This window comes from Streptomyces indicus (assembly GCF_900100315.1).
GTDB classification, from domain to species: domain Bacteria; phylum Actinomycetota; class Actinomycetes; order Streptomycetales; family Streptomycetaceae; genus Streptomyces; species Streptomyces indicus.
In genome coordinates this window covers 340,701-364,374 of sequence record NZ_FNFF01000005.1, presented here as the reverse complement: position 1 = coordinate 364,374, position 23,674 = coordinate 340,701, and the positions used below count along the sequence as shown (strand labels likewise).

Below are 23,674 nucleotides of genomic sequence, written 5' to 3'. Positions count from 1 at the left end.
TCGGGGACGGAGCCGCCGGGACGGGGCCGGGCCGCCATGGGGGAAGCGGCCCGGCCCGCTGCGGCGTTACTGCTTCGGCAGCTCGACGCCGGTGGCCTTCGCGACGTCCGCGAGCATGTGCTCGGCGGCCTGGACCCCGATGCCGGACATCCAGGTCTCGTCCGGGACGGTGAACACCTTGTCGTTCTTCACGGCGCCCAGGGACTTCCAGACCGGGTTGGACGTGACGTCCTTCTGCTTGGTCTTGGAGGGCTCGTCGGCAAGCGTCACGAACACCAGGTCCGCCTCGGCCTTGTCGATCTGCTCGGGGCTGACGTCGAGCATCGTGACCTCGGGGTCGGTCGAGGACTGCGACTTCGGGCGCGCGAGGCCGATGTCGTCGAGGACCACACCGCTGTACGAGGACTTCTGGTAGAGGCGGGTCGGCCCGGCCACGAAGCGCACGACGGACGCGGTCGGCATCTTCCCGTCGTACTTCTTCTTGATCGCCTCACCCAGCGCCTTGGCCTGCGCCTCGTACGCCTTCAGACGCTCGCCGGCCTCCTTCTCCAGGCCGAGCGCCTCGGCGTGGACCTTGAGATTCTCCTTCCAGGGGCCGCCGGTGGTCTCGGTGAAGACGGTGGGCGCGATGCCCTTGAGCTTGTCGTAGACCTTCTCGTGGCGGACCTTCGAGGACAGGATCAGGTCCGGCTTGAGGGAGGCGATCAGCTCCAGGTTCGGCTCCAGGAGCGGACCGACGTCCTTGGCGCCCTTCACCTTGTCGCCCAGGTACGCGGGGAAGCCGCCCGCGGTCTTGAAGTGCGGGGAGACCGCGCCCACCGGCTTGATGCCGAGCATCGTGACCGAGTCCAGCTCGCCGGTGTCGAGGACGACGACCTTCTCGGGCTTGGCGGGGATCTCGGTCTCGCCCATGGCGTGCTTGACGGTGCGCGGGAAGGCCTCGGCGGCGGCGCCGACGTTCTCCTTGCCGGACGCGTCGTCCTTGGCCTTGTCGCCGCCGCACGCGGTCAGCGCGGAGGCGCCGAGGGCGAAGGCGGCGAGAGCGGTACCGAGGCGGCGCAGGCCGCGTGGTGTGGTTCTGCTGGACATGAGGGTGCTTCCTTGTCGGCGAGCGGAGGGTTTTCAGGTGTGGGGGGTCGGACGGTCAGGCAGAGGGTTTCTGCCGGGCCGCCCGGGTCTTGGGGACGACCAGCGGGGTACCGGTCTCCGGGTCGGGGATGACCCGGCAGTCGACGTCGAAGACCTCTCGGACGAGGTCCGCGTCGAGGACGTCGGCGGGTGCGCCGGCCGCGGCCAGTGCGCCGTCCTTGAGGACGACGAGGTGATCGGCGTAGCGCGCCGCCTGTCCGAGGTCGTGCAGGACCATCACGACGGTCCGGCCCGCCTCGGCGTGCAACTCGGCGACCAGGTCGAGGACATCGAGCTGGTGCCGGAGATCGAGGAACGTGGTGGGCTCGTCGAGCAGCAGCAGATCGGTGTCCTGCGCGAGGGCCAGGGCGATCCAGGCCCGCTGGCGCTGGCCGCCGGAGAGCTGGTCCACGGGCAGCTCGCGCAGGGCCGTCGTACCGGTGCGCTCCAAGGCCGACTCGACCGCCGCCTGGTCGGCCTTCGACCAGGGGCTGAGCAGACGCTGGTGGGGATAGCGGCCGAGCCGCACCAGCGCCTCCACGGTGATGGCCTCGGGTGTCACGGGCTGCTGGGGGAGCAGTCCCATCCGGCGGGCCAGCGCACGCGCCGGCATCCGGTGGATGTCGGTGCCGTCCAGGGCGACGGTGCCGCCGGCCGGCGTGAGCAGCCGGGTCAGGGCGCGCAACAGGGTCGACTTGCCGCAGGCGTTGGGACCGACGATCGCGGTCACCGCACCGCCGGGCAGCACCAGGTCGAGACCGCCGACCACGACCCGGTCGCCGTACCGCAGGTCGAGACCGTGCGTGGACAGCTGGTCGGTCCGCGCGGCCCCGGCCCCTTCCGCAGCAGGCGCGGTGGCGTCCTGCCGGGGGACGAGCTGCTTGGAGGTCATACGGGGCTCCCGGGCGAGGTGGGCAGGACGGACGTGATGGGCGTGTGGGGCGTGACAGGCGGGGTGGACATGAGGTACGTGACGGACGGGGTGGACATCAGGTACGTGACGGACGGGGCGGACGTGCGAGCGCTACGGGTCTTCGGAGCGCGCTGTGGCGTCATGACGCCCTCCGGTTCACCGGCGAGCTCTGCCGGATCATCAGGACGAGCAGCCAGGGCGCGCCGAGCGTGGCCGTGACCACCCCGACGGGCAGGCCCTCGACCGGCAGCAGGTGCTGCACGACCAGGTCGGAGGAGAGCAGCAGGACCGCGCCCACCAGGCAGGTGAGGACCGTGGTGGCGGCCGTCGGCGGGCCGGTGACGAAGCGCACGAGGTGCGGCACCGCGAGCGCCACGAAGGCCACAGGTCCGGTCAGCGCCGCGGCCAGGGAGGCCAACGCGATGGCGGTGAGCAGGAGTTGGAGTCGCGCGGCGGAGACCCGCAGGCCGAGGGCGCCCGCGGAGTCGTCCCCGAGGTCGAGCACGGCGAGCCGCCGGTGCAGGACGAACACGGCGGCCAGCGCCACGGCCGTCGCGGCGGCCGCACCCCCGACCTCGGTCCAGGTCCGCCCGTAGAGCGAACCGGTCGTCCATTGCAGGGCCGCGCCCGCGAGTTCGGCCGGGAAGCGGACCACCATCAGGTTCACCGCTGCCGCGAGCCCCGCCTGGACCGCGAGGCCGACCAGGACGAGCCGGGTGACGGCGAGCCCGGACCGCCAGGCGAACACCCCGAGCAGCAGCGCGGCGAGCAGGCCGCCGCCGAGCGCGCCCAGCGGGATGAGCGAGGCGGAGGCGCCCGCCGCGAGCACCACGACGGACCCGAAGGACGCGCCGCCTGTGATGCCCATGACATCCGGAGAGGCCAAGGGGTTGCGGAACAACCGCTGGAGCACGGAACCGGCAACTCCCAGGCCGGCCCCCGCGATCAGCGCAGCCGCGAGCCTCGGCGCCCGGAACTCCTGGACCACGAACACATCGCCCTGGTCGCCGAATCCGAACAGCCCGCGCAGCGCCACCGTCGGCGCGATGTCCATCTGCCCCTGCGTGAGCGAGACCAGCGACAGCGCGAGCAGCGCGAGACCCGCGGCGGCGCCGAGCAGCAGCACACGCCGGCGCCGGCGCACGGGTGCGCTCGCCGGGCGTGCGGGCGCGGCGGTCGGAGGCTTGGCGAGCGTGGTCATCGGGCCACCTTCCGGGCGAGCAGCGCGAGCAGCGGCGCACCGAGGAAGGCGCTGACGATGCCCACTTCGAGCTCGGAGGGCCGGATGACGACCCGGCCGAGCACGTCCGCGGCAAGGAGCAGGATCGGCCCCGCGATCAGGCATCCGGGCACGAGCAGCCGGTGGTCGCCGCCGAGCAGGGGACGTACGAGATGAGGTGCGGCCAGGCCGATGAAGGCGATGGGCCCGGCGACGGCGACCGCGGAACCGGCGAGCAGCGCCACCGCGACGGCACCGGCGAGACGGATCCGGGCCACCGGGACACCGAGGGCCTGGGCCGAATCGTCGCCCAGGGCGAGGGCGTTGAGGGCCGGAGCCACGGCGAGCGCGATGACCAGGCCGAGCACGAGCGTGGGCAGCACCGGGTAGAGCACGTCGAGCGGGCGCTCGGAGAGCGAGCCGGCCAGCCAGAAGCGGGCCTCGTCCAGGGTGCGCTCGCTCGCCAGCATGACCGCGGAGGTCCAGGAGAGCAGCACGAGTTGCAGCACCGTGCCGCCCAGCGCGAGCCGTACCGGGTCGATGTCGCCGGAGCGCCGGGCGAGGGTGAGGGCGAAGAACATCGCGCCCACCGCACCCGCGAAGGCGAACCAGATGTACTCGACGGGACGAGTCAGACCGAGCGCGTAGATGGCCACGACCACGGCGAAACCGGCGCCCGCGTTGATGCCGAGGGTGGTCGGCGAGGCCAGCGGATTGCGCGTGACTCCCTGCGCCACCGCCCCCGCGACACCCAGGGCGCCGCCCACCGCGAGGCCGACCAGCGTGCGCGGCAGCCGCAGCCCGCTGACCACGAGCGCGTCGCGGCCGTGCGCGTCGCCGAACAGGGCGTCGACGACGGTCGACAGCGGCACCGCACGTGCCCCCAGCGCGAGGCTCAGCGCGGCGCAGAGCGTCAACACGCCGACGCCGAGGGCGAGAAGCGGGATCCGGCGGGCGGATACGGGGGGAGACGAGGCGGTTACGCCTGGTGCGGACTCGGACACAGCGAAGACCTTAGGTTAGGCACACCTAAGTCTGTCAACTCGCTGCGACCTTCCCCTCGGGCCTTGATCGCAAACACGATCTGTTCTGGCTAAGGTGAGGCTCACCTAATGATGGCTGAGTGGAGGAGGGCACGTGAGCGCGGGATCGGCCATGTCGGCGTCGAAGGTGGCCGAAAGTGATCTTCAACCGCTCGCCGGAACCTATCAACTCCTGCTCCAGGCCTGCGAGTCGCTGCGCGTCGAGCTCGTGCCGCCCTCCCTGATGGAGTGGGCCGGCAGCGCGAAGAACTGGGTGGACGGTGCCGCTCTGGCCGACCGCCCGGAACTGCTCGATGCACTCATCGAGGGGGAATCCGCCCGGATCGCGGACGAGTTCGGACAGAAGCCACGCACCGATGTCGTCCCCTCGCGCCTGCTGCACCATTACGTCTGGTCCGTCGCCCTGCTCATGAGCGGCCCGTGGTATCTCGCCCGGCGCGTCCCCCGGATCCGCCCGGGCGACATCCGCATCCAACTCGCCACCGCCGACCTCGCGTTCGGGCCGCGCGGGTTCGCCTGCCTGCCGGACGACCCCGCGGCGGGGCAGCCCGGTGTGAAGGTCCTCGCGCACGAGGAGGCGCTGCGGGCGGAACTGCGCTCCGCGGTGGCCGACCACATGCGCCCGTTGCTTGCCGCGGCGGGCCCCCGGATGCGCCGGGGGCCGCGCGCCCAGTGGGGCATGGTCGGCGACGATCTGGTGTCCGGTATCTGGTACTTGGGGCGGATGCTCGACCAGGAGGAACAGTCCGTACGGGCCGCCGCCGCACTGCTCCCCGGGCCGATCGCCCCCTTCCCCGCAGGCGCCGACTTCCGCCGGCTGCAAGGCCGCGCGGGCCGGACCCACCTGACCCGCACCCGCGCCGGCTGCTGCCTCTACTACGCCATCCGTCCCGCGGTCGGCTCCGGCCTGCCCGCCCCGCAGGCCTGCCTCACCTGCCCGCGCACCTGCGACGAGGAGCGGGTGCGCAGGCTGGAAGAGGAGTGAGGGCGCGCGTGCGGGGGTGGTGAACTCCGGTTCACGCAGGGCGTTCCAGGCGTCGCCCGGCAGGCGGGTGATCGAAGACAGGCCCTAGCGCTCCTCGCGCAGCCCCCACGGCGAGTCGTACGCGCCGAGCAGATCCAGGAACGGGCGCGGCGGCAGCGCTTCCGGGCCGAGCACCCCACTGCCCTTCCATGCGCCCGTGGCCATCAACTCCAGGGCGATCACCGGGTTGAGCGCGGTCTGCCAGACCACCGCCTGCGAGCCGTACTCGCGCATCGACCACTCGTTGTCCACCACGTGGTACAGGTACACCTCGCGCGCCGAGCCGTCCTTCGTGCCCTTCACCCAGGTCCCCGCGCAGGTCTTGCCCGTCATGCGGTCGCCGAGCGTGGCCGGGTCGGGCAGGCAGGCGGCGACCACGTCGCGCGGCGAGACCTGCACCGGACCGTCGGGTCCTGGCACCGCCACCTTGGCCGTGGCGTCGAGCCCCAGCTCGTGCAGCGTCTTGAGCTTGGCGATGAAGTCGTCGCCGAGCCCGTACTTGAACGTCACGCGGCGCGCGTCCACCCAGCGCGGGATCAGCAGCACTTCCTCGTGCTCCACGTTCACGCACTCCACCGGCCCGATGCCCTCGGGGAACTCGAACACCTCGGGCTCGCTGAACGGCGCCGTGGTGAACCAGCCGCGGTCCTTCTCGTAGACGACGGGCGGGTTGAGGCACTCCTCGATCGTGGTCCAGATGCTGAACGAGGGCGCGAAGTCATAGCCCTCGACCGTGAGGTTCGCGCCGTCGCGCACCCCGATCTCCTCGATCTCGTCGAAGAGTTCCTCGGCCGCGTACCGCGCGAACACATCGGACAGACCGGGCTCCACGCCCATGCCCACCAGCGCCATCCGGTCCGACGCCTCCCAGGCCGCCGCCTGGGCGAACTGCTCGTCGCCGAGCTTCACACCGCATTCCTCGTACGGGGCAGTCGCGTGCGGTGCGGAGAGGGACATGGCCATGTCCATGTAGTGCGTACCGGCGGCCAGCGCCGCCTCGAACAGCGGCATCACGAACCGCGGGTCGGTGGCGTTGAGGAGCACGTCGCAGCGCTCGTCGACGAGTGCGGTGCGTACGGCGTCCTGGTCCGAGGCGTCCAGGCGGCGCGCGCTGAAGCGCGTGCCCTGCTCGCCCAGTGCGGCGACGGCGGCCTCGGCGCGGGCCAGGTCGTAGTCGGCCACCACCATGTGCGTCAGGAAGGAGCGGCGGGCCGCGATCCGGGTGACGGCGGTCCCGACCCCGCCCGCACCCACGAGAAGTACACGCATGTCACACACCTATTCGGCTACGTCGGTGCACTCGGGCACCGAGAGGGTCGTACGCGGCGCGGCGGGCACCGCGACGGTCGTCCTCGGCGCGCACGGGCGCCGGGACGTCCCCGGGCGGGAGCCCGTGGTGCTCCGATGCAACGCGAGGGAGGGCGTTAATGTCTACGACGTTGGCATAAGGGTGCGAAGGGCGGGGAGCGATGCCGAAGAAGGTGGTGCCCGAGGAGGCGCGGCGCAGGCGCCGGCCGACCCGGCAGGGCCAGGTCCTGTCCGAGCGGCTCATCGTGGAGACGGCGCTGCGGATGCTCCGCGAACACGGCAGTTCCGGCCTGACCGCGCGCCGCCTGGGCGCCGCGCTCGGCGCCGATCCGAGCACGCTCTACCGGTACTTCGCCGGCCTGGACGGTCTGACGCGCGCCATCGGCGAGGAGCTGATGGGCCGGGCGCTCGACGCGTGGAGGCCCATGGGGGCGTGGCGGACCGACCTGCGGGCGCTCGGCCTGGCGATCCACGCCTCCTACCTCGCGCATCCGCAGGCGGCCGTGCTCACGGCCAGCCGGGTCACGGGCCGACCGCGCGAGATCGCGGTGGACGAGGCGATCCTCGGCATTCTGCGCGAGGCGGGCTTCACGGATGCCGACGCCGTCGGGGTGTACCACGCGTTCATCGACCTGGCGCTCGCGTTCGCGGCCCTGGACGCGGGGGCGCTGGCGCTGAAGGACGAGGCGAGGGAGGCGGACGAGGAGATGTGGACCTCCACCTACGCCCGGCTGCCCGCCGAGACCCATCCGCACATCGCCGCCACCGCGCACCTCCTCGCCGGCCGGATGAACCGCAGCGCCTACCCCCTCGTCCTCGAAACGCTCCTGGACGGCGCGCAGGCGCGACTGGCCGCGCGAGGCGCGTGACGCGTCAGGGTGCTGCACGGGCACGGCCGAGTGATTCCGTACTGCCGGATCCACTCCTTGCATGTCACTTGCATCATGTGGGAATGTGCCATCAACTGAGCTTGGGCCCCCGGGGCTTGGGCGCTGGGCCGACGCTGGAATGGTGAGCATGCCGCAGATCCGTGATGTCAGGGTTTTCGTGCTGAAACTTCCGCACGAAGAGGCCTACTTGGGGCGGCTCGACGACGGCAGCGACCTGACGGAGGACCGCGGCTACGTCGTCCGCGAGCCGTGGCGCAGTCTGTACTCGGCGCGCTTCGAGACCATGTTGGTGCAGCTCGTCGCGGACGACGGCACGGAAGGCTGGGGCGAGGCCCTCGCCCCCGTCGGCCCCGAAGTCCCCGGCCAGATCGTCGCCACGCTGCTGCGTCCCGCCCTGCTCGGCCTGCCCGTCGGCGCGGTGCGCCCCGCCTGGCACCGGCTGCGCGACCTGATGCGCGAGCGCGGTCATCTGACCGGGCACCAGGCCGACGCCCTGGCCGCCGTGGACATCGCGCTCTGGGACCTCGCCGGCCGCAGGTGCGGGCTCCCGGTGGCGGAGCTGCTCGGCGGCGCCTTCCGCGCCACCCTGCCCGCGTACGTCTCCGGACTGCCGCGCGACACCGACGCCGAGCGGGCCGCACTCGCCGCCGAGTGGGCCGGCCAGGGCGTCCGCCTCATCAAGCTGCACCTGGGCCGAGGCGTCGAGGCCGACCTCGCCACCGTGGACGCGGTGCTCGCCGCCGACGCGCGGCTGCGGGTGGCCGTGGACGCGCACTGGGCGTACGGCGTGGGCGAAGCGGCAAGGCTGGGGCGGGAGTTGGAGCGCCGCGGCCGGATCGACTTCCTTGAGGCGCCGCTCGTGCCCGAGGACGTCGAAGGCCACCGCGAGCTGCAACGACGCCTCGACCTGCCCGTCGCGGTGGGCGAGGCGCTGCGCAACCGCTACGAGTTCCAGGACTGGATCGGCCGCCGCGCCCTCTGTCTCGCCCAGCCCGACATCGGCCGCACGGGCATCACCGAGGCACTCGCCATCGCCGAGGTCGCCGCGGCGCACCACGTGCCCGTCGCCCCGCACCACTCCGTGGGCCTGGGGGTGGCCACCGCCGCCGGGCTGCACCTGGCGGCCGCCGTCGCCGACCTGCCGTACTTCGAATACCAGCCGACCACCTGGGCCGTCGCGAACCGCATCCTGCGCACCCCGCTGACCGGCGGACCGGGCGAAGGCATCGCGCTGCCGCAGGGGCCCGGCCTGGGCATCGACGTGGACACCGAGTTCGTCGCCAAGCACGCTGAGGAGATCACCGCATGAGCAACCCCGTCCGAGGCCTCGTCCCCGTCCTCGCCACCCCGTTCGACGAGGACGGCAGCCTGGACCGCGGCTCGCTGCGCCGGCTCACCGAGTTCCAGCTGCGCTCGGGCGCGGACGGGCTCGCGGTGTTCGGGATGGCCAGCGAGGGCTTCGCGCTGGCGGCCGCCGACCGCGAGGCGATCCTGCGGGACGTCACCGAGGTCGTGGCCGGAGCGGTTCCGGTGGTGGCGGGGGTGAGCCCGACCAGCCTGGTCACGGCACTGGAGGCGGCGGAACAGGCGGTGGCCGGCGGCGCCGACGCGCTGATGGTGCTGCCGCCGTACCTGGCCAAGCCGAGCGCCCAGCAACTGGTCGACTTCTACGGCGAGATCGGCGCCCGGTGCGGTGCCTCCGTGATGGTGCAGGACGCGGGCGCGACCACCGGCGTGCCGATGCCCGTGCCGCTGCTCACCGAGTTCGGCAAGCTGCCCGGCGTCGACTCCGTGAAGGTGGAGACGGCACCCACCGCGCCGAAGATCGCCGCCACCGTCGCCGCCGCGCCCGAGGGTTTCGAGGTGCTCGGCGGGCAGAACGCCTTCTTCCTCCTGGAGGAACTGGCCGCCGGCGCCGTGGGCACCATGCCCGCCTGCGAGTTCACCGATCTGCTCCGGCCGCTGCTCGACGCCTGGGCGGCCGGCCGCACCGAGGACGCGCACGCCGCGTACGAACGACTGCTTCCGCTGATCCGCTTCGGCATGCAGCCGGGCCTCGCCTGGGCGGTGCACAAGGAGGTCCTGGTCCGCCGGGGCATCATCCGCAGCGCGGCCGTCCGCATGCCCGCGCAGCCGCTGACCGAGCCGGTCCGCGTCCAACTCGACGGCATCATCGGCCGGTTGGGGCTGCCCGCGGCCACGGTCGGGACCCCGCGATGATCCGCGGGGTGCTGGTCGTCGGCGGCGACTCCGCGATCGGCGAGGCCATCGCCGCGGCCTTCGCCGCCGACGGCGACGCCGTGGCGGGGTGCGGGCTGCGCGCGAGCCGGCACCCCGCGTACAAGGCCTACACGGTCGCCGACTGCACGGACCCGGGCGCGGCGCAGGAATGCGTGGACACGGCACTGCGGGAGCTGGGCGGCCTGGACGTCGTCGTGCTCGCGGCCGCGGCCCAGCCGGTCGCGAAGGCCGAGGACACCACGGACGCGCAGTGGCGGCTCGCCCTCTCCGCGACCCTCGACACCGCCTTCTACACCGCACGCGCCGCGCTGCCCCACCTCGGCGAGGGCGCGGCGATCGTCGCGGTGTCCTCCGTGAACGCCTTCCTCGCCGCTCCCGCGCTGCCCGCCTACGCGGCCGCGAAGGCCGGAGTCGAGGGATTCGTACGGCAGTTGGCGCTGGACTACGGCCCGCGCGGCGTACGGGTCAACGCCGTCGCCCCGGGAATGATCGGCAACGCCCACCTGCCCCACGTCACCGAGGGCTACCCGCTGCGGCGCACCGGAGCCCCGCACGAAGTGGCCGCCGCGGTGCACTTCCTCGCGTCGCCGGCCGCCTCGTTCATCACCGGCGTCGTCCTGCCCGTGGACGGCGGCCTCAGCATCTCCTCGCCGGCGGCGTGGCTGCGGCCGGATCTGCGGGAGCGGTTCCTCTAGGCGCGCGGCGTTCCGTACCGCTCAGTCCCCCGAGGGCCGGTGTGCCAGGCACCCGGCCCCAGGCTTCGCCGTGCCCTTTTCCACACCCAACGTCCGCCCTGGACCTCGAAGGTCCGCCCAAAACCTCCACCCACGAACAAAGGACACCCCTGTGCGTGAGGAATCCGTCGACAGCGACATCACCGTCATAGGCGGCGGCCTGGCCGGCGTGTGTGCCGCGATCGCCGCCGCCCGCCTCGGCCGCACCGTCGCCCTGGTACACAACCGCCCTGTGCTCGGCGGGAATTCGAGCAGCGAGGTGCGCGTCTGGGTGTGCGGGGCCACCGCCCACGGCGTGCACCGGTGGGCCCGCGAGACGGGCATCATGGGCGAGCTCTACACCGAGAACCAGTACCGCAACCCCGAGGGCAACCCCTACTACTGGGACCAGGTCGTCCTGGACGCGGTCCGCGCCGAGCCGAACATCCGGCTCTTCCTCAACACGGACGTCCGCGAGGTGGCGGCCGAAGGCCCGGCGGACGAGCGGCGCATCACCGCCGTCACCGGCTGGACGATGGGCTCCGAGCGGCTCATCACCTTCGAGAGCCCGGTCTTCCTCGACTGCACCGGTGACGGCCTGGTCGGCGCGCTCGCGGGCGCGGAGCACCGTATTGGCCGGGAGTCGCACGCGGAGTACGGCGAGGAGTGGGCGCCCGAGGAGCCGGACGGCCAACTGCTCGGCTCCACGATCCTCTTCTATACGAAGGACGCGGGCCACCCGGTCAAGTACGTACCGCCCGCGTACGCCAAGGACATCCTGACCACCCCCATCCCCGAGCACCGTCTGATCCGCACCGGCGACAACGGCTGCGACTACTGGTGGATCGAATGGGGCGGCGAGCTCGACACCGTGCACGACAACGAGCGCATCCGCGACGAACTCTGGTCCGTCATCGCCGGCATCTGGGACCACATCAAGAACTCCGGCAAGCACGACGCGGACAACCTGACCCTGGAGTGGGTGGGTTCCGTCCCCGGCAAGCGCGAGTACCGGCGCTTCCTCGGTGACCACGTCCTGACGCAGACCGAGGTCATGGCGCAGGAGCCGTTCGAGGACCGGGTCGCCTTCGGCGGCTGGTCGGTGGATCTGCACCCGGTCGAGGGCATGTACGCGCAGAGTCCCGGCGCCAGGCAGCGCTACGCGGACGGCGTCTACCACATCCCGTTCCGCAGCCTGTACTCGCGCAACGTCGCCAACCTCCTGTTCGCCGGCCGCAACATCTCCGCCACGCACATCGCGTTCGGCTCGACCCGCGTCATGGCCACCTGCGCCACGCTCGGCGAGGCAGCCGGGACCGGCGCCGCCCTGTGCGTACGGGACGGGCTCACCCCGCGCGAGCTCGCGGGGCGCCGGGAACTCCAGCAGACCCTGCTGCGCCAGGACGCCTCCGTCGTCGGCGTGCGCAACGAGGACCCGGAGGACCTCGCACGCGACGCCCGCGTGTCCGCCTCCAGCACGCTCCGTCGCCTCGCCGTGGAACCGGGTGACGGGGTGAGCCTCGAACGGTGCCCGCTCGACCGGGACTTGGGGCTCGTCCTGCCGGTGGACCCGCTCCTCGCCGACCTCGACGTCCTCGTGGACGCGGACGCCGACACCGAGCTGTGCTTCGAACTCTGGGACACAGTACGGGCCGAGAACGCCGTGCCCGCGCAGCTCGTGCAGTCGGTGCGCGTCCCCGTCGCGGCGGGCAAGGGCCAGTGGGTCGCCACCGGTCTCGCGTGGCAGCCGGACGAGCCGCGCAACTGCGTCGTGGTCGTACGGGCCGACCCGCACGCGGCCCTGCACCTGGCCGACACCCGCCGCACCGGCGTCCTCGCCCTCGCCCGCAAGCTCGCGGGGGAGCCCGGCGTGGACCACGACATCCCCGAGGAGGCGGGCCAGCCCGTCGCCGACTGGGTGGCACGCGGGCTGCGGCGCAGGAGCTTCTGCTTCCGGGCCGGGTCCGCGACGGAGGCGTACGCGCCGCAGAAGGCCGTGGGCGGTTATCAACGGCCCTACGGCGGACCGCAGTTGTGGCAGGCCGAGGGTGGGGCGGACGGCGAGTGGCTGCGGCTCGACTGGGGCTCGCCGGTCACGGTCGGCCAGGTGCGGCTCGTCTTCGACGACGACGTGGACGAGTACCTCAACAACCTGCACCGCCACCGCACCCCGTACGAGGTGATGCCGGAACTCGTCGCCGACTACCGCGTGGAGGCCCTGCGCGAGGGCGCCTGGCACCCGGTGGCGGAGGTCACCGGCAACCGGCGCCGCCACCGCATCCATGACTTCCCGGCCGTCCGCACGACGGCCCTGCGGGTCGTGGTCGGGGCGACGCACGGCGCGCCGGAGGCGCGGATCGTGGCGGTGCGGGCGTACGGGTAGCGGTTGCGGGCAAGGGAAGCGCCGGCCGGGGGAGCTCCCCGGCCGGCGAGTGAGCGGCGGACCTCAGCGCCGTACGAACTTCACCGCGTCCGCATGCGCGCAGCTCGTCCCGCTCGCCGTCAGCGACACCGAGGCGCCCGTGCCCGCCGCGTACGTCTGCGTGCCGAGGGAGACCCAGCCCGAGGTGCCCGAGCGTTCGTCGAGGGTGCGGGTGACGGGTGTGCCGCCGTTGTCGAGGGTCGCCTTCGCCGCGGGGTCGCCGTTCGTGCTCGAGGCCGTCTTCCAGATGTACGCCTCGTACGTGCCGGCGGCCCGGATGTTCGGCCGCCAGGTGGCCTTCGCGCCCGCCGTGCAGGCATACGCGACCGGTGACCCCGCGGTCCAGCCGGTCAGCGCGCTGGGCGACCACGTGCCGGCGGTGGAGAAGCCGTACGCCGCCGGGCCGTCGTTGTCGACGTAGTAGTCGCGCTGCCAGTACCGCACGTAATCGAACTGGACGGCCGAGGGCAGCTTGGACACGTCGGGAGCCGCTCCGTACGCGATGGAGGTCAGCCAGATGCTGGTGTAGTCGTGCGTGCCCTGACGCGGGCTGTACGAGGTGCTGTAGCGCTGCACGCCGTCGATGAAGAAGGTGACGCCCGTCTCGGTCCAGTCGAAGCCGTACGTGTGCCACTGGCGCAGGTCCAGGCCCGTGTCGTACAGCCCTGAGCCGTAGTGCAGGGCGCCGTCGCCGGTCGGGCCCTTCCAGGCGTGGACGTTGTGCATGGTCCTGGTGGGGTTGACGGAGTCGGTCTCGAAGCCGTCGACCTCGGTGCGCCGGTCCTCCGGGAAGGTCGTGCTGCCGTCGCCGGCCATCAGCCAGAACGAACTGTGCCAGCCGGCACCGTCGTTGATCTTCGCGCGCGTCTCGTAGTAGCCGTACCGCAGTTTCTTCTTCGAGATCACGCCGCCGCCGGTGAACTCCTTGCCGCCGTACGCCTCCTTCTTGAGGTTGATGCTGAGCAGACCGCCGGACTGCGTCACGTTCTGCGGCCGCTGGGCGCTGTTCGCCTTCACGTCGGTGCGGAAGGTCCAGGCCGAGGTGTCCACGGCCGGGGCGTCGAACTCGTCCGCGAACGCGAGCGTCCAGCCCGTGCCGGCCGGATCCGCCGCGGCCGGGGGACCGGTGGTGAGTCCCAGGGCGAGGGTTGCGAAAGCGGTGAGGGCGGCCAGGCGGAGCCGTAGGCGCCGTGCGCGTTTCATGGGGATCTCCTGTCTCGGATGCAATCGCCATGTGCAATGCGGGAAGCGTGCCCACATGTTGACGACCCGTCAATGCTTGCGGCGATACGCCTGTGTGCGGGGGTGCGACAGGGGTGTCGGTGGGGGTGTCGACGGGGGAGCGGGCGCGTATCCGAGGCCGTCCGAGGCTCATCCCAGGTCTCGATCCGGCACAACTCTGCAGTTCGTGCTGCATCAGGGGTTGACGCGTTTGCAATATGTGGGCAACGATCCCGCATGTTGCACACCAGATTCACTGGAGCTGTCGATGGCATCCGATCAAGGCAACAACCAGAGCGTGGAACGGGCGATGGCCGTCCTGAAGGTCTTCCTGGACGGACAGCCCGAGTTGCGGGTCTCCGACGTCGTACGGATGACCGGGCTCGGCACCTCGACCACCTCGCGGTTGCTCGCCACCCTCGAGTCCCTGGAGTTCGTCGAACGCGACGGCATCAGCGGCCTCTACCGGCTCGGCACCGCGCCGATCACGCTCGGCGGCGTGGCCGTCAACCACAACCCCGTCCACCGCGAGGCCCGCCAGCTGGCGCAGGAGCTGGCCGCGCGCCTCGGCCTCGGGGCCAACGTGGCCGTACGGCACGGCGCTTCGCTGTTCTACCTGCTCAACTTCGAGGGACACCTGGCCCCGCGCTCCACGGTCCTCACCGGCCAGCGCAAGCCCCTGCACGCCACCGGGCTCGGCAAGTGCCTGCTCCTGTCGCTCACCGCCGGCGAGCGCCGCGAGCTGATACCCGAGGACGCCCTGCACGGCTTCACCCCGGCCACCCTCACCACGCACGCCGAGCTCGACAAGGAACTCGAGGTCTCCGAGCGCCGCGGCTACGCCACCGAGGTCGAGGAACTGGCGCACGGCCGCTCCTGCGTCGCCGCGCCGATCCGCGACCGCACCGGCCGGATCGTCGCCGCCATCTCCATCTCGGGCCCGCTGTCCACCGTCGCCCTGGACCGGCGCGAGGACGAGCTGGCCAGGGCCGCCATCGAGGCGGCCGACTCCGTCAGCGTCGGCCTCGGCTATGTGGGCCCGCGCGGCGGGACCACCTCCCTGATCCCCGAGAGGAGCCGGGTGTGACCACCGCCCCGCCCATCGCGAAGTCCCCCGATGCCACCGGCGGTCCGTCCCGCGGCACCCGGGGCCGGCGGATGTCGAACGGCATGTTCGCCTTCCTGCTGACCGTGCCCGGCCTCGCCCTGTTCGGCGCGATCGTGCTCTACCCGCTGATCGCCTCGCTGGTCACCGGCTTCTTCGAGCAGGACCTGCGCTTCCCCGGCCGCAGCTGGGTCGGCTTCGACAACTACGCGGACGTCTTCGCCGGGGACTTCGCCGCCATCCTCGAACACACCCTCGTCTTCACCGTCGGCGCCACCGCCGCGCCCTTCCTCATCGGCCTGGCCCTGGCGCTCGCGCTCAACACCGGCATGAAGGGCTCGGGCTTCTTCCGCGGCCTGTTCCTCTTCCCCTGGGTCATTCCCGGCGTGGTGGTCTCCTTCCTCTGGATGTGGATCTTCAACGCCAACTACGGAGTCCTCAACGGCGCGCTGATCAAGACGGGCCTGATCGAGGAGTCCATCAGCTGGCTCGGCGAGCCCGGCACCGCGATGCTCGCCGTGATCATCACCAAGACCTGGGCGAGCTTCCCCTGGATGATGGTGATGCTGCTCGCCGGACTCCAGACCGTGCCCCGTGAACTGCACGAGGCCGCCGCCGTGGACGGAGCGGGCGCCGTACGCCGGTTCTTCGCCGTCACCTGGCCCGGCATCCGGGGCGTCGCGGCCATCGCGCTGCTCCTCGAATTCATCTGGAACTTCCAGCACTTCGACACGATCTACGTGCTCACCGGCGGCGGACCCGCCGGCGCCACCGAGACCTTCGCCGTCGCCGTCTACCAGGACGCGTTCAAGGGCTTCGACCTCGGCCACGCCACCGCACTCGGCGGACTGTGGATGCTGCTGCTCCTGGTCCTCGTCGGGGTGTACCTCAAGCTCTCGGAGCGGGAGACCAAGTGACCATGACCACCGCAGAAGCGCCTGTGCAGACCGTCGAGGAACCGGTCCGCCCCACGCCGCCGCCCGCCGCGCGCAAGCTGCGCCGCAGGCCGGACCGGATCCGCTCCTCCATAGCCGCCTGGACCGCCGTGGCCGTGATCGGCCTGTTCGGGATGCTCCCCATGTACTGGATGCTGGTCACCGCGCTCAGCCCCAAGGGCCAGGCCTTCCAGTTCCCGCCGAAGTTCATCCCGACCGAGATCACCTTCGAGCACTTCCGCACCTTCGCGGAGAACGAGCAGCTCTTCGACTACATGGTCAACAGTGTGATCGTCGCGCTGATCACGGCCGCCCTGAGCGTGATCGTCTCCACGTACATGGGCTACTCGTTCTCGAAGTTCCGCTACCGCGGCCGCAAGTCCCTGATGAACTTCGTGCTCGCCTCGCAGATGTTCCCGCAGGCCCTGCTGCTCATCACGCTGTACGCGGTGTTCCGCCAGTTCGGCCTGCTCGGCACGTACACCGCGCTCGTGCTCTCCTTCACCACCTTCACCATGCCGCTGTGCGTCTGGATGCTGAAGGGCATCTTCGACACGGTGCCGGACGCGCTCCTGGAAGCCGCCGCCATCGACGGCGCCTCGCGCTGGCGCACCCTGCACACGATCGTCGCGCCCCTCGCGGCGCCCGGCATGATCGCGGCCGGCCTGTTCGCCTTCGTCCGCGGCTGGAACGACTTCATCTTCGCCCTGACGCTCGCCAACAAGGACACCATGACGCTGCCGCCGGGCCTGGTGAACACCTACATCGGCGAGTTCCAGACCTCCTGGCCGGCCCTGATGGCGGCCTCCCTGATCGTCTCGGTGCCGGTCGTCGCGGCCTTCATGTTCCTGCAGCGCTACCTCGTCGGCGGTCTCACGGCCGGCGCGGTCAAGAGCTGACGCACCCGGCACGCCCGCACCGCCCCCTCACCAGCACCCCAACTTCCTTGCCCTGTCCCGTTCTAGGAGACCCGCATGTCCGCTTCCCGTACGACCGGTGCCCGCCTGTCCGGTGCCGCCGGAATGAACCGCCGTGACGCCCTCAGGCTCTTCGGCCTCGGCGCACTCGGCGTGGCCGCCGCAGCCTGCGCCCCGTCCGGGGGCAGCACCTCCAACGGCGGCGACACCAAGGCGAAGAACTTCGGCTTCTCCTCCTGGTCGCTCAACGAGGAGGCCAGCAAGCCCGAGGTGCAGAAGATCATCAGCGCCTGGGAGAGCTCCCACAAGTCGAAGATCACCACGACCGCCTTCCCGTACAACGAGTACCTGCAGCAGCTCACGCTGAAGCTCAACGGCGGCGAGATCCAGGGCGCGGTGCACCTCGACATCGCCTGGCTCGCGGCCATCGCCCAGATGGGCAAGCTCAAGGACCTCGGCAAGGTGGCGGGCAAGGGCGGCTACACCGACGTCTCGTTGAAGAGCGGCCAGTACGACGGCGTGCAGTACGGACTGCCGTGGACCACCGGCTCCATCGGCCTGATCGGCAACCAGAAGCTGCTCACCGAGGCAGGCATCAAGCAACACCCCACCACCATCGCCGAGTTCGAGGACGCGCTGCGGGCGCTCAAGGAGCTCAAGGGCGTCACGCCGTACGCGGCGGCGACCAAGGTGGCCCAGCTCAAGGACATCTTCCCGTGGATGCAGACCTTCGGCTGCACCATCCTCGACGGCGACAAGGTCACCATCGGCGACGACGCCTCCGTCGACGCCGTCGAGTGGTACAAGAAGCTGCACGACGAGAAGCTGATCGCCAAGGACGTGGACCGCTTCGACGCCCGCGCGCTGTTCGGCCAGGGCACGGTCGGCTTCTACGACGACGCCGTCATCGGCAAGGGCGCCACCCTCGCCACCGCCAAGGAGAAGGGCCTCGCCGAGCAGATGGTGCCGGTGCCGCGGCCGGTCCTGAAGTCCGGCGACCAGCCGCGTGCGCTCCTGTGGGGCGGTGTGATCGCGGTGGTCGAGGGCGAAGGCTCCGACGCGGCCACCGACTTCGCGCTGCACACCACCTCGGACCAGGCCACCACCGTCGAGTACTTCTCGAAGCTGGCGCTGCCGCCCACCACGACGAAGGGCCTCGCGGACCCCAAGGTCGCGGCGGACACCTTCACCACCGACTGGACCGAGAAGATCACCAAGACCGCCACCCCCGGCCCGTTCTGGGCCTACGCCAAGAACGCGCAGATCGAGGAGGCCGTCGCCAAGCAGGTGCAGGCGGTGCTCGTCGGACAGGCCTCGGGCAAGGACGCCATGAAGAAGGCGGGCGAGGAGGTCTCGGCGCTGATCAAGGGCTGAGTCGGTCCCGGCCTCCACAAGGGCTGAGCCGGTGCCGGCCCGTGAAGGGCCGACCTGAGCGTCTGCGGCGGCCTCGGTTCCGTTTGCCGAGGCCGCCGGCGCCTGCGCAGCCCTGTACATCCCGCCCCGGGCCACCCCGTACCCATGTAGCATCCACATGCTGGATGACGCAGTCACAGGGAATCTGGGGTCACGATGGTGCGCTCAACCGGGGCCAACGCGAGCCCCGCCGTGTCGGGCACGCAGTCCGTGGAGCGCGCCCTGTCGCTGCTCTCCTTCTTCACCGACGAGCAGCCCGAGCGCCGTATCGCCGAGCTCGTCGAGCTGACCGGTCTCGGCCAGTCCACCGTCTCGCGTCTTGTGGCCACGCTGGAGTCCCTCGGCTACCTGGTCAGGGACGAACGCAGCGGCCTGCACCGCATCGGCCCCAAGGTCGTCTCGCTCGCGGGCATCGCGCTCAACCAGTCCCCGGTGCACCGCGCCGCCCGCCAGCCCGCGCAGAACCTGGCCCACGAACTGGGCCTCGGGGCGAACGTGGCGGAGCGCCACGACGACCAGATGTTCTACCTCTGCCACTTCGAAGGCCCCCTCGCGCCCCGCGCGTTCACCCTCACTGGCCGTCTCGCGCCCCTGCACTCCACCGCGATGGGCAAGGCGCTGCTGTGCGGTCTGACGGACGACCAGGTCCGCAAGACGCTTGGCAGGGCGTACCCCGCGTACACCCCGCACACCATCACCGCGCTCGACCCGCTCCTGGAAGCACTCCAGGAGGTACGGACCCGCGGATACGCCACGGAGATCGAGGAGTTGGCCTTCGGCCGGGCCTGCCTGGCCGCCCCGATCCGTGACCGCTCCGGCGACGTGGTCGCGGCCCTCTCGGTCTCCGGCTCCCTGTCCGCGATGGACCTCCCGAACCGTCAGGACTCCCTGGCCGCGAAGGTGGTCGAGCAGGCCGACCAGATCTCGACGAGCCTGGGGTTCATGGCGCACGCGCGGCTCGGCCTCTGAACGGCTGACCTGGGCCGGGTCCGACGCTCGCTCCTACTTGCGCAGCCCCGGAAAACCCGCGAAGGCCCGCCTGCCGTGCGCGAGGAACGCGCGGACCGGCGGGCTGTCCGGGTTCTTCCAGACCAGCGCGAGCAGCGCCGGCGTCTCCGCATCGGCGATCCGCCGTACGACAAGCCGGTCCCCGCCGCTCGCGGCCGCCATCGACTCGCTCAGGACGGCGACCCCGAGCCCCCTCGCGGCCAGCTCCGCGACGGCCTCGGCGGCACTGGCCTGGAGGGCGATCTCCGGCCGCAACCCCTGTGCCGCACAAGCCTGTTCGAGCACCGCGCGCAGCCCGGTGCCGGGCGGCATGCACACGATCGGGTGGGCCACCAGGTCCGCCAGGGTCGGCCGCCGCCGCTGCGTCGCCAGCGGATGCCCGGCCGGCACCGCCACGACGAGGCGCTCGTCGATGAGCGTCAGCGACTCCAGACCCTCGGGGGCGGCGTCCGCGGCCCCGATCAGCGCCAGGTCCAGCACACCGCTGCGCACCCCGTCGACCATCCGGTCCGAACTGTCCTCCAGGAGCGAGATCTCCACGCCGGGATGCGCCTCGTGGAAGGCGGCGAGGGCGTCGAACAGCGGGGTCAGGGTGCAGCCGATGACCATCCCGACCGCGAGCCGCCCCCGGATCACATCGGCCACCTCGCCCACGGCCTGACCCATCGCCTCCGCCGCGGCGAGCGCGGCACGGGCGTATGCGAGGGCGGCCTTCCCCGCGACGGTGAGCGAGACGCTGCGGCCCGACCGGTCGAACAGCTCGGCGCCGACCTCCCGTTCCAGCCGGCGGATCTGGGCGCTGACGCCGGACTGGCTGATGTGCACCCGCTCCGCGGCCCGCGTGAAGTTCCGCTCCTCGGCCACGGCGACGAAGTATTCGAGCTGCCTCAGGTCCATGACCGTAGATTCTAGTTCCGAGAAAAACCATCTGTTGGACTTCTGGTGGGCCGGGACGAAGACTGGGAAGTGCCCAGACGGTGACCGGACTTGAGGAGGAGCACCTGATGCCCGAGTACGAGAAGGCCATGCGGCCCGAGGACCTCACCCGCCTGTTCGTCGAGCGGGCCAACGCCGGCGACGCCGCCGGTGTGGCCGCGCTCTACGAGGAGGACGCGGTGCTCGCCTTCCCACCGGGGCGCACCACGGTCGGCCGGGCGGCGATCCAGGCACTCCTGGAGAAGATGCTCGCCGACGGCCCGCGCTTCGAGCCGGAGCAGCCGCTGCCCACCCTGGTCAGCGGAGACATCGCCCTCACCTCGACGCCGCCGAAGGACGGGGCGGGCGCCCGCGCCCAGGTGGTCCGCCGCCAGCCCGACGGCAGCTGGCTGCGGCTGCTCGACCAGCCGGAGTTCGTTCCGTCCGGGTGAGCGGTGCCTGCGGACCGCCGGCCGGCCGATGAGTTCTTGCGTGTACGGGTGTCAGAGTCTGCAGCACACCGGCAGCTCGGCACCCGTACCGAAGGAGCCCCATGGGCAAGCTCATCTACTCGATGATCACCTCACTCGACGGCTACGCGGAGGCGGCGGAGGGCGATCTCGGCACCGACGCAGGCGACGAGGAGGTGCACACGTTCGTCGGCGACCTCTTCCGCCCCGTCGGCACGTATCTCTACGGCCGCCGCATGTACGAGACGATGGTCTACTGGGAGACCGCGCACACCGAGCCGGACCAGCCGCCGCACATCCTCCAGTACGCCCGCGACTGGCAGGCCGCCCGGAAGGTCGTCTACTCCACGACACTCGAGTCCGTGTCCAGCGCGCGGACCAGGATCGAGCGGAGCTTCGATCCGGACGCGGTGCGCAAGCTCAAAGCCGAGTCGGATCACGACCTCACCGTCGACGGCCCCACGCTCGCCGCCCAGGCGATCAGGGCCGGACTCGTCGACGAATACCACCTGTTCATGACCTCGACCGTGGTCGGCGGTGGCAAGCGCTTCTTCCCCGACGGCGTACGCCTCGACCTCGAACTGGTCGAGCAGCGTGCCTTCGCGAGCGGGCTGATCTACGCGCGCTACCGGACGCGCTGATCCTGTCCGCCCGTACGGAATCGGGTCAGGGCCAGGCCGGGGCGATGAGTTCGCGGGCCGTACGCAGTCGTACCTGTGGCAGGCCCGTACGGACGGGCGCAGCAGCGGAGCCATCCCGCGCCGTGGTGCAGAGAGGCAGTCCCCATGCGCACACCGATCCGGCTCTACATGTCGATGTCACTCGACGGCTTCATCGCAGGACCCGACGACCGGCCGGGCCAGGAACTCGGCCGCGGCGGCGGGCGCCTGTTCAATTGGCTCGACGACCGGAACTCCGACGGCCCCAGCGGCCAGGTCTACCGCGAGGCGCTGGCGACCGGAGCGCTGATCTCCGGCCGGCGGACCTTCGAACTCGCCGGACGGTGGCAGGGCGACCACCATGACGGTGTGCCGATCTACGTGCTCACCCACAAGATCGACGAGTCGGACGTGCCGCCCGGACACGCACGCTTCGTCACCGATGTCGAGGACTGCGCCCGCCGGGCCCGCGAGGACGCGGGGGACCGGCCGGTCATGGTGCACGGCGCGGGCGCGGCCCAGGCGCTCCTGCGCGCGGGCCAACTCGACGAGATCGAGATCCACTTGGTGCAGGTGCTGCTCGGGGAAGGCCGCCGGCTCTTCGAGCACCTCGACACCGCCCCGATCGAACTCGACCTCGTACGACGCCTCGACGACCGCGACGTCACGCACCTGCGCTACCGGGTGCGTCGGCCCGAGGAGACCGCGTGAAGACCCTGTTCACCGCCTACCGCGTCACCGACCTGGACCGCTCGCTCGCCTTCTACACTGCCCTGGGCTATGCCGAGTTGGGCCGGGTGGCACCCGGCGACGGCAGCCGGCTCGTGCTCCTCAAATTCCCCGGCGAACCCGCGGCCTCGCTCGAACTGGTCCACCGCCCGGCCGACGGAAGCGTCGACGTGGGCAGCGGCGTCGACCACCTCGCGATCCAGGTGGACGATCTGGTCGCCACGGTGGAGCGGCTGACCGAGGCGGGCCTGGCACCAGGACCCGTGGAGCACCCGGGCGGACCGCAGGGCCCGAAGACCTCCTGGCTCACGGCCCCGGACGGCTACCGGATCGAACTGGTCCAGTGGCCGCCCGGACATGCCGACGGCCTCACCGAGGAGGACTTCGCGTAAGCCTGCGGCTGGACGGCTGGACGGCTGGACGGCTGGACGGCTGGACGGCTGCACGGCTGCACGGCTGGACCGGCCTGTCGCCGGGGCGCGCGCTCCCTTGCCCGGGGCAAGACTGGGTAGGCGAGGACGCACGCGCATCGGCAGACCCTGTCCACACCGGAGGAGTACCGCTTCCCATGCACATCGATCTGACCGGACGGACCGCACTGGTCACCGGCTCCACGCAGGGCATCGGCGCCGCCATCGCCACCGGACTCGCCCGCGCGGGCGCCCGCGTCGGGATCAGCGGCCGGACGAAAGAACGTGTGGAGGAGGCGATCGCCCGCATCGGCGGCGAGGCACCGGGCGCCGACCTGGTGCCGGTGGCCGCCGACGTCACGACCGAGGAGGGCGCCCGGCAGGTCGCAGACGCGCTGCCGCAGGTGGACATCCTGGTCAACAACCTCGGCATCTTCGGCCCCGTCGACCCGCTGGACATCAGCGACGAGGAGTGGCGGCGCTACTTCGAGGTCAATGTGCTGGCCGCGGTGCGGCTCATCCGCCAGTACCTGCCCGGTATGACCGAGCGCGGCTGGGGCCGGATCCAGAACATCGCCAGCGACTCCGCCGTGGTGATCCCCGCAGAGATGATCCACTACGGCATGTCCAAGACGGCGCTGCTCGCGGTCACGCGCGGCTTCGCGAAGCAGGCGGCCGGATCGGGTGTGACGGTGAACTCCGTGATCGCCGGTCCCACGCACACCGGCGGCGTGGAGGACTTCGTGTACGGCCTGGTCGACCGGGACCTGCCGTGGGACGAGGCGCAGCGCGTCTTCATGCGCGAGCACCGCCCGCAGTCGCTGCTTCAGCGCCTGATCGAGCCCGAAGAGATCGCGAACATGGTGGTCTATCTCGCGTCGGACCAGGCGAGCGCCACCACCGGGGGCGCACTGCGCGTGGACGGGGGATACGTGGACTCGATCCTGCCCTGACTGGACCTGGCTGGCCGTGACCCGGCCCCACCTGACGA

General features: G+C 71.6%; 23 protein-coding genes. 16 read left to right on the top strand and 7 right to left on the bottom strand.

Going from position 1 to position 23,674, the window contains the following annotated elements:
- Window positions 1–66 precede the first annotated feature (66 nt).
- From BLT97_RS16265 to BLT97_RS16250, 4 genes are all read right to left on the bottom strand, one after another.
- The gene (locus BLT97_RS16265) at window positions 67–1,089 is read right to left on the bottom strand and encodes an ABC transporter substrate-binding protein (RefSeq protein ID WP_093610670.1); all 1,023 of its coding nucleotides are present in this window, start codon (window positions 1,087–1,089) and stop codon (window positions 67–69) included.
- A gap of 55 nt (window positions 1,090–1,144) precedes the next feature.
- Window positions 1,145–2,020 carry an ABC transporter ATP-binding protein gene (locus tag BLT97_RS16260; RefSeq protein ID WP_245769353.1) on the bottom strand — a complete coding sequence of 292 codons (876 nt, stop codon included), beginning with the start codon at window positions 2,018–2,020 and terminating at the stop codon, window positions 1,145–1,147.
- A gap of 160 nt (window positions 2,021–2,180) precedes the next feature.
- Window positions 2,181–3,242: a FecCD family ABC transporter permease gene (locus BLT97_RS16255; protein WP_093610668.1), complete on the bottom strand. Its 1,062-nt coding sequence runs from the start codon at window positions 3,240–3,242 to the stop codon at window positions 2,181–2,183.
- Window positions 3,239–4,264: a FecCD family ABC transporter permease gene (locus BLT97_RS16250; RefSeq protein WP_093610666.1), complete on the bottom strand. Its 1,026-nt coding sequence runs from the start codon at window positions 4,262–4,264 to the stop codon at window positions 3,239–3,241. The genes BLT97_RS16255 and BLT97_RS16250 overlap by 4 nt, the downstream gene beginning before the upstream one ends.
- Window positions 4,265–4,397: 133 nt before the next feature.
- Between BLT97_RS16250 and BLT97_RS16245 the strand changes: the two genes are divergently transcribed.
- Complete coding sequence (locus tag BLT97_RS16245) at window positions 4,398–5,288, top strand: iron-sulfur protein (RefSeq protein ID WP_425442718.1); 891 nt, start codon at window positions 4,398–4,400, stop codon at window positions 5,286–5,288.
- An 84-nt stretch (window positions 5,289–5,372) separates the two neighbouring features.
- On the opposite strand, the gene BLT97_RS16240 is transcribed toward BLT97_RS16245, so the two are convergent.
- Window positions 5,373–6,596 (bottom strand): saccharopine dehydrogenase family protein, encoded by a 1,224-nt coding sequence (locus BLT97_RS16240; RefSeq protein WP_093610662.1) that lies wholly within the window; start codon window positions 6,594–6,596, stop codon window positions 5,373–5,375.
- A 200-nt stretch (window positions 6,597–6,796) separates the two neighbouring features.
- Here BLT97_RS16240 and BLT97_RS16235 point away from each other — a divergent pair, with 200 nt between their 5' ends.
- From BLT97_RS16235 to BLT97_RS16215, 5 genes are all read left to right on the top strand, one after another.
- Entirely contained in the window at window positions 6,797–7,504 is a 708-nt protein-coding gene (locus tag BLT97_RS16235) for a TetR/AcrR family transcriptional regulator (protein WP_093610660.1), read from the top strand.
- Window positions 7,505–7,652: 148 nt separating this feature from the next.
- Window positions 7,653–8,834 (top strand): mandelate racemase/muconate lactonizing enzyme family protein, encoded by a 1,182-nt coding sequence (locus BLT97_RS16230; RefSeq protein ID WP_093610658.1) that lies wholly within the window; start codon window positions 7,653–7,655, stop codon window positions 8,832–8,834.
- A complete protein-coding gene (locus BLT97_RS16225) occupies window positions 8,831–9,745 on the top strand; it encodes a dihydrodipicolinate synthase family protein (RefSeq protein ID WP_093610656.1) in 915 nt (304 codons plus the stop codon). Before BLT97_RS16230 ends, BLT97_RS16225 begins: the two co-directional genes overlap by 4 nt.
- On the top strand, window positions 9,742–10,461 hold the full coding sequence (locus tag BLT97_RS16220; protein ID WP_093610654.1) for an SDR family NAD(P)-dependent oxidoreductase: 720 nt from the start codon (window positions 9,742–9,744) through the stop codon (window positions 10,459–10,461). Before BLT97_RS16225 ends, BLT97_RS16220 begins: the two co-directional genes overlap by 4 nt.
- 151 nt (window positions 10,462–10,612) lie before the next feature.
- Window positions 10,613–12,862 (top strand): FAD-dependent oxidoreductase, encoded by a 2,250-nt coding sequence (locus BLT97_RS16215; RefSeq protein ID WP_093610652.1) that lies wholly within the window; start codon window positions 10,613–10,615, stop codon window positions 12,860–12,862.
- Between the two features lie 63 nt (window positions 12,863–12,925).
- On the opposite strand, the gene BLT97_RS16210 is transcribed toward BLT97_RS16215, so the two are convergent.
- Window positions 12,926–14,104: a family 16 glycosylhydrolase gene (locus BLT97_RS16210; protein ID WP_093610650.1), complete on the bottom strand. Its 1,179-nt coding sequence runs from the start codon at window positions 14,102–14,104 to the stop codon at window positions 12,926–12,928.
- Window positions 14,105–14,390: 286 nt separating this feature from the next.
- On the opposite strand from BLT97_RS16210, the gene BLT97_RS16205 reads away from it, so the two are divergent.
- The 5 genes from BLT97_RS16205 to BLT97_RS16185 all read left to right on the top strand — a co-directional run bounded on the left by BLT97_RS16205 (window position 14,391) and on the right by BLT97_RS16185 (window position 19,461).
- Window positions 14,391–15,209 (top strand): IclR family transcriptional regulator, encoded by an 819-nt coding sequence (locus BLT97_RS16205; protein WP_093610648.1) that lies wholly within the window; start codon window positions 14,391–14,393, stop codon window positions 15,207–15,209.
- Complete coding sequence (locus BLT97_RS16200) at window positions 15,206–16,144, top strand: carbohydrate ABC transporter permease (RefSeq protein WP_245769352.1); 939 nt, start codon at window positions 15,206–15,208, stop codon at window positions 16,142–16,144. Before BLT97_RS16205 ends, BLT97_RS16200 begins: the two co-directional genes overlap by 4 nt.
- Before the next feature lie 2 nt (window positions 16,145–16,146).
- Entirely contained in the window at window positions 16,147–17,061 is a 915-nt protein-coding gene (locus tag BLT97_RS16195) for a carbohydrate ABC transporter permease (RefSeq protein ID WP_093610646.1), read from the top strand.
- A gap of 75 nt (window positions 17,062–17,136) precedes the next feature.
- Window positions 17,137–18,453 carry an ABC transporter substrate-binding protein gene (locus BLT97_RS16190; protein WP_093610644.1) on the top strand — a complete coding sequence of 439 codons (1,317 nt, stop codon included), beginning with the start codon at window positions 17,137–17,139 and terminating at the stop codon, window positions 18,451–18,453.
- 195 nt (window positions 18,454–18,648) lie between these two features.
- The gene (locus BLT97_RS16185) at window positions 18,649–19,461 is read left to right on the top strand and encodes an IclR family transcriptional regulator (RefSeq protein WP_093610642.1); all 813 of its coding nucleotides are present in this window, start codon (window positions 18,649–18,651) and stop codon (window positions 19,459–19,461) included.
- A 33-nt stretch (window positions 19,462–19,494) separates the two neighbouring features.
- Here BLT97_RS16185 and BLT97_RS16180 read toward each other — a convergent pair whose 3' ends face one another.
- Complete coding sequence (locus tag BLT97_RS16180; RefSeq protein WP_093610640.1) at window positions 19,495–20,397, bottom strand: LysR family transcriptional regulator; 903 nt, start codon at window positions 20,395–20,397, stop codon at window positions 19,495–19,497.
- A gap of 107 nt (window positions 20,398–20,504) precedes the next feature.
- Here BLT97_RS16180 and BLT97_RS16175 point away from each other — a divergent pair, with 107 nt between their 5' ends.
- From BLT97_RS16175 to BLT97_RS16155, 5 genes are all read left to right on the top strand, one after another.
- Window positions 20,505–20,867 (top strand): YybH family protein, encoded by a 363-nt coding sequence (locus BLT97_RS16175; RefSeq protein ID WP_093610638.1) that lies wholly within the window; start codon window positions 20,505–20,507, stop codon window positions 20,865–20,867.
- A gap of 101 nt (window positions 20,868–20,968) precedes the next feature.
- Window positions 20,969–21,526 carry a dihydrofolate reductase family protein gene (locus BLT97_RS16170; protein ID WP_093610636.1) on the top strand — a complete coding sequence of 186 codons (558 nt, stop codon included), beginning with the start codon at window positions 20,969–20,971 and terminating at the stop codon, window positions 21,524–21,526.
- A 144-nt stretch (window positions 21,527–21,670) separates the two neighbouring features.
- A complete protein-coding gene (locus BLT97_RS16165; protein WP_093610634.1) occupies window positions 21,671–22,255 on the top strand; it encodes a dihydrofolate reductase family protein in 585 nt (194 codons plus the stop codon).
- Window positions 22,252–22,665 carry a VOC family protein gene (locus BLT97_RS16160; RefSeq protein WP_093610632.1) on the top strand — a complete coding sequence of 138 codons (414 nt, stop codon included), beginning with the start codon at window positions 22,252–22,254 and terminating at the stop codon, window positions 22,663–22,665. Before BLT97_RS16165 ends, BLT97_RS16160 begins: the two co-directional genes overlap by 4 nt.
- Window positions 22,666–22,841: 176 nt before the next feature.
- Window positions 22,842–23,636 (top strand): SDR family NAD(P)-dependent oxidoreductase, encoded by a 795-nt coding sequence (locus BLT97_RS16155; protein WP_093610630.1) that lies wholly within the window; start codon window positions 22,842–22,844, stop codon window positions 23,634–23,636.
- Window positions 23,637–23,674: the final 38 nt, after the last annotated feature.